Source organism: Protofrankia sp. CiP1_Cm_nod3, assembly GCF_982290655.1.
In genome coordinates, this window is sequence record NZ_CEVIVD010000035.1 from 37,860 (window position 1) to 42,426 (window position 4,567).

Genomic DNA, 4,567 nt, shown 5'->3' on the forward strand with positions numbered 1-4,567 from the left:
GCCGTCGCGTGCCGGACCGGCGCCGGCCCGCGGTTCGTCCATGCTGGCCTGTACGTGGCCGATGCCGGCCCGTGCGTGGTCAATGCCGGCCTGTACGTGATCGATACCGGCCCGTACGTGGTCGATGATGACGGCTGGTAGCCGCCGGCCGTCGAAACAGCTCCGGCTGCCGGTGTGGCAGGCCGGCCCCACCTGGTCGACCTGGACCAGGACGGTGTCCCCGTCGCAGTCCAGCGACACCGAGCGGACCAGTTGCAGGTGGCCGCTGGTGTCACCCTTGACCCAGTACTCGCGGCGGCTGCGGCTCCAGTAGGTGGCCCGCCCGGTGGTCAGCGTCCGGTGCAGGGCCTCGTCGTCCATCCAGCCGACCATCAGCACCTCGCCGGTGTCGTACTGCTGGGCGACCGCCGGGAACAGGCCGGCGGCGTCACGTTTGAGCCGGCCGGCGATCGCGGGGTCCAGGCGGGGGGGTGGGGCGGGCACGTGCCCATTGTGCCGCGCCCGACGGCCTCGCATGCCCGATGAGCCGCATAGCCGATGAGCCGTGCCAGCGCGGCACGCCGGTGGGACGGGCGGAGCCGGGCGCACCTGTTCGTCCAGTATCCGTCCGGTAGTTGCCAGTTCGGCACGGCAGCGCCATGGTGACACTACGATCACTGTGTGACCCCGGTTGGACGAGCTGTCGCGGGCCTTCGGGCGCGGACGGCCACCACGCCTGGCCTGCTCCGCCTGCTGTCGGCGGGCCTGCTCGGCACGACGCTGCTGTTCTGGCTGGCCACGTTCGGCACCGGGCTGTCCCGCGCCGACGCGGTCGACACCGTCAGGAACGATGCCGGGCCGTCGTTCGCCGCCGCGCAACGCATCCACGCCGACCTGTCGGTCGCGGACGCCACGGTCGCCCGTGCCTTCCTGGCCGGCGGCGTCGAACCCGTCGAGCAGCGCCGGGTCTACGAGGAGTCGGTGGCGTCCGCCGCCCGCCGCGTCGTCGACCTGGCCCATGCCGGCGGACCACCCGAGGCGCGGGAGCCGCTGGCCACCCTCGCCCGCGAGATTCCGGCCTACACCGGTCTGGTGGAACGGGCCCGTGCCAACAACCGGTTCGGCAACGTCGTCGGCGCGGCCTACCTCCGGCAGGCGTCCACGCTGATGCAGTACACGATCCTGCCGGCCGCCGACACGCTGGCCGCCGTCGACGCCAGACGGATCGACGCCTCCTACGACCAGGCCACATCCTGGCATCATCCGGTCCTGGTCACCCTCGCCGGGCTGGCGAGCCTGGCCGGCCTGGCCGCCGTGCAGGTGCTGCTATACCGCCGCACGAACCGCGTGCTGAACCTGCCGCTGGTCGCCGCGGCCGCGCTGGTCGCCGGCGTGCTCGGCTACACGCTCAGTGCCTTCGCCGCCGAACGGTCGACGCTGCGCGACGGACGCGACGACGCCTTCCAGCCGATGACGCTCGTCGCCCAGGCGCGCAGCCTCGGCCTTCGCGCCTGGGGCGACGAGAGCCTGGCGCTGATCGCCCGGGGCAACGGCGCGCTGTTCGACCTGGACGCGACGCGGGTCGCCCAGCGCCTGGGCTACGGCGAGTCCGGCCGGGCACGGGACGACACGGCGCCGGGCGGCGCGGCCCCGGGCGGGGTGCCCGGCCCGCCGGTGCTGCCCGCCGTCGCCGCCGCGGGCGGGCCGGACGCACAGTCGCGGGCCGGCCTGGCCGGCGCCTGGGAGCAGTACCAGGAGACCAGCGTCCAGGTCCGGGCACGGGCCGCGGAGCCGGGCGGCTTCCAGCAGGCCGTCGCGCTCGCGCTCGCCGACGGTACCGCCACGTTCGGGCGGTACGACCAGATAGCCGACGCCGCGCTGACCGCGAGCGAGCGACGGTTCGCCGCCACGCTGGCCGACGCCTCGCACGACCTCACCCCGGTGACGGTCGTCGCGACCATCGTCCTGGTCTGTGCCATCGCGCTGACTGTCACCGGATTCCAGCTCCGCATCAACGAATACCGCCGAGCGTGACATCAACCTGACATCGGGCTTACCTGCCAGGGCCGACAACCTACGATTGACTCGTGGGAGTGATCTTGCGCCGGAAGCGCGCGAGCGCGAGGAGGCCACGCGCCGCGGCGAGGGCCGGGGCATTAGGGGCGGCATTACTGGCCGGTCTCGTCGCCTGCGGGAGCGTCGAGGCAGGCCTGCCGGACGCCGCCCGACCGCTACCGCCCCGAGCGACGGCGGCCACGACCACCGCGCCCGCCAGTGGCACGGCGGCTGCGGGTACGACGGCCGCTCCGCCATCGTCGCCGGCATCACCGCCGGCCGGCTGCGGCAACCCGGCCGCCACCTGGCGCCCGCCGTCGCCGATGCCGGCACCGGGAACCGTCCCGGCATCCCCGGCGCTGCGTAGGATCTTCGACCGGGGCTACCTGATCGTCGGAGTCCGTCCGGACACCCCGCCGTTCGGCTCGGTGAACCCGGACACCGGCGCGTTCGAGGGCTTCGACGTCGACGTCGCGAACCTCGTCGGCGAGTGGCTGTTCGGCAAGCCGGGGCACGTGCGGTTCCGCGCCATCACCGCCGCGCAACGGCTGCCGCTGGTCGCGAACGGCGAGATCGACCTGTCCGCCGGCTCGTTGACGGCGACCTGCGCCCGGCTGCTCGAGATCGACTTCACCACCGTGTACTACATGACCGCGACCGGCCTGCTGGTGCTGCGTGACTCGAGGTACCAGCGCCTGGCGGACCTCGGCGGCAGGAAGGTCTGCGCCGCGTCCGGCACCACGTCGCTGCAGGCGATCGAGAACGAGCCGTCGCACCCGGTCCCCTACCCGGTGTCGAACGTCGCCGACTGCCTGATCGCGCTGCAGGACGGCGAGGTCGAGGGCATCGTCAACGACGAGATGGTGCTGGCGGGCCTGGCAGCGCAGGACCCGCGCACCCACGTCGTCGACGCCGACCGGTTCAACCAGCCGATCGCCGCCGGGGTGAGTAAGAACAGCCCCGACCTGACCGCGTTCGTCAACGGCGTGCTCGAGCAGGCGTTCGCCGACCACGCCTGGGCCCAGATCTTCGGCCGCTGGCTGGACCGCGCCGTCCCAGCGCCGCCGGTCCCGGTCTACCGGAACTAGGCCGTGGCGCCCGGCCGGCTCGACGCCGTGGATGCCACGCTCGCCCAGTTGGAGGCGGGCAGCGCGGCGCTGGCCCGCTCGCTGCTCGACCTGGACGCGCGGGCTGCCCGCGTGCTGCCGGACCCGGCGGCCACGGCGGGCGCGCCGGGCAGCCGGACCGCGGTGTGCGCCGGCCGGGTGCGTGACCGGCTGGACTGGCTGTGGGACCGGTTCACCACCCTGTCCGAGGTGCTGACCAGGGCACGGGCGCTACGCACCGGCGGGCCGCGGCCGCGCAGGGCGGAGGAGCTCGAGGCCCTGCTGCACCGGGCGTCGGTGCCGCGCAGACCGCCGCCGCCGCACGCCGGCCCAGCCGTCACAGGCGCGGGCGCGGGCGGGGGCGGTGAGGCAGGCGGTGGCGCGGGCGCTGCCGGCCCCGCCGGCACCGGTGCCGGCGTCGCGATCTATCCCGAGGACCTGCTGGTCGGCACCGCCGAGACGGTGGCCGCCGCGAACGCCGACCTCGACCTGCTCGAGACCGCCCGGTCCGGCAGCCTCGCGGCGCTGGCCGCCGCCGAGCGCGAACTCGCCGGGCTGGCGACGGCGCTCCAGCGGATCGGGCTGGGCCCCGACGCCGTCGCCGAGCTGGCGGCCGCCCGGGCGAGCGTGTCGTCGCTGGCGGCGAGCGTCGCCAGCGACCCGATGGCGGTGGCGCCGGCCGGACCCGCCGAGACCGCCGACCGGGTCCGCCTGGCCCGCGACGCCGTCGACGGGCTGTGCCGGCAGCACGACTCGCTGGCCGACGAGCTGCGGGCGGCCAGCGAGCTGCTCGCCGAGATCGTCTCGGTTGCCGCCGCGGCCGAGCAGGCGGCGGCGGCCGTCGTCACGCGGGTGACCGGCACCGGCACCGGCCTGCTGCGGCTGGCGGACGGCTGGCTGGACGACCCACGGCGGGGCCTGCGCCCATGGCTCGAGCGCCTCGAGCACCGCCGGGCCGCCGGCGACTGGCTGCGGGCCGGCCGCGGGCTCGCCGCCTGGCGCGACGTCGCCACCTCGGCGCTGGCCACCGCCCGGCAGGCCGCCGAGGCCAACGCCGCGCCGCTGAACCGGCGCGGCGAGCTGCGCGGGCTGCTCCACGCGCTGCACGCGAAGGCGGTGCGCCACGGCGTGGCGCAGGCCCCGGACCTCGACGCCGTCTTCCGGCGGGCGCGGGAGACGCTCTACACCTCGCCGGTCGACCTCGACGCGGCCGACGAACTCGTGATGTCGTACGCCGCGAAACTGGTCGACCGCACCGATCTCGAGGAGCCGACGCGATGAGCCAGCAGTCGAGCCCGGCGGCGTCCGCCGGGGCCCGGTGCCAGGAGCCGGGGTGCGGCGGCACGGTCCAGCCGGACGGGTTCTGCGACGAGTGCGGGACCGCCCCCTCTCCCGCATCCCCCGCATCCCCTTCCGCCGCCTCGGGG

The 4,567-nt window shown here is 75.5% G+C and carries 3 protein-coding genes and 1 pseudogene; 3 read left to right on the forward strand and 1 reads right to left on the reverse strand.

Annotated features, from left to right (window positions below; translation table 11 throughout):
- Positions 1-132: 132 nt before the first annotated feature.
- Positions 133-516, reverse strand: a pseudogene (gene hisI / locus AC5LUJ_RS09625) (phosphoribosyl-AMP cyclohydrolase); the annotation flags it as partial.
- 144 nt (positions 517-660) lie between these two features.
- Between hisI and AC5LUJ_RS09630 the strand changes: the two are divergent.
- The 3 genes from AC5LUJ_RS09630 to AC5LUJ_RS09640 all read left to right on the forward strand — a co-directional run bounded on the left by AC5LUJ_RS09630 (position 661) and on the right by AC5LUJ_RS09640 (position 4,421).
- The gene (locus AC5LUJ_RS09630) at positions 661-2,013 is read left to right on the forward strand and encodes a GlnX family signal transduction membrane protein (RefSeq protein ID WP_493464794.1); all 1,353 of its coding nucleotides are present in this window, start codon (positions 661-663) and stop codon (positions 2,011-2,013) included.
- A gap of 344 nt (positions 2,014-2,357) precedes the next feature.
- Complete coding sequence (locus AC5LUJ_RS09635; protein ID WP_493464795.1) at positions 2,358-3,122, forward strand: glutamate ABC transporter substrate-binding protein; 765 nt, start codon at positions 2,358-2,360, stop codon at positions 3,120-3,122.
- Between the two features lie 3 nt (positions 3,123-3,125).
- On the forward strand, positions 3,126-4,421 hold the full coding sequence (locus AC5LUJ_RS09640; RefSeq protein WP_493464796.1) for a hypothetical protein: 1,296 nt from the start codon (positions 3,126-3,128) through the stop codon (positions 4,419-4,421).
- Positions 4,422-4,567 lie beyond the last annotated feature (146 nt).

Coding starts and splice junctions, on each gene's coding strand:
- AC5LUJ_RS09635 (WP_493464795.1), top strand. CDS start 2,358: ATGCCGGCACCGGGAACCGTCCCGGCATCCCCGGCGCTGCGTAGGATC.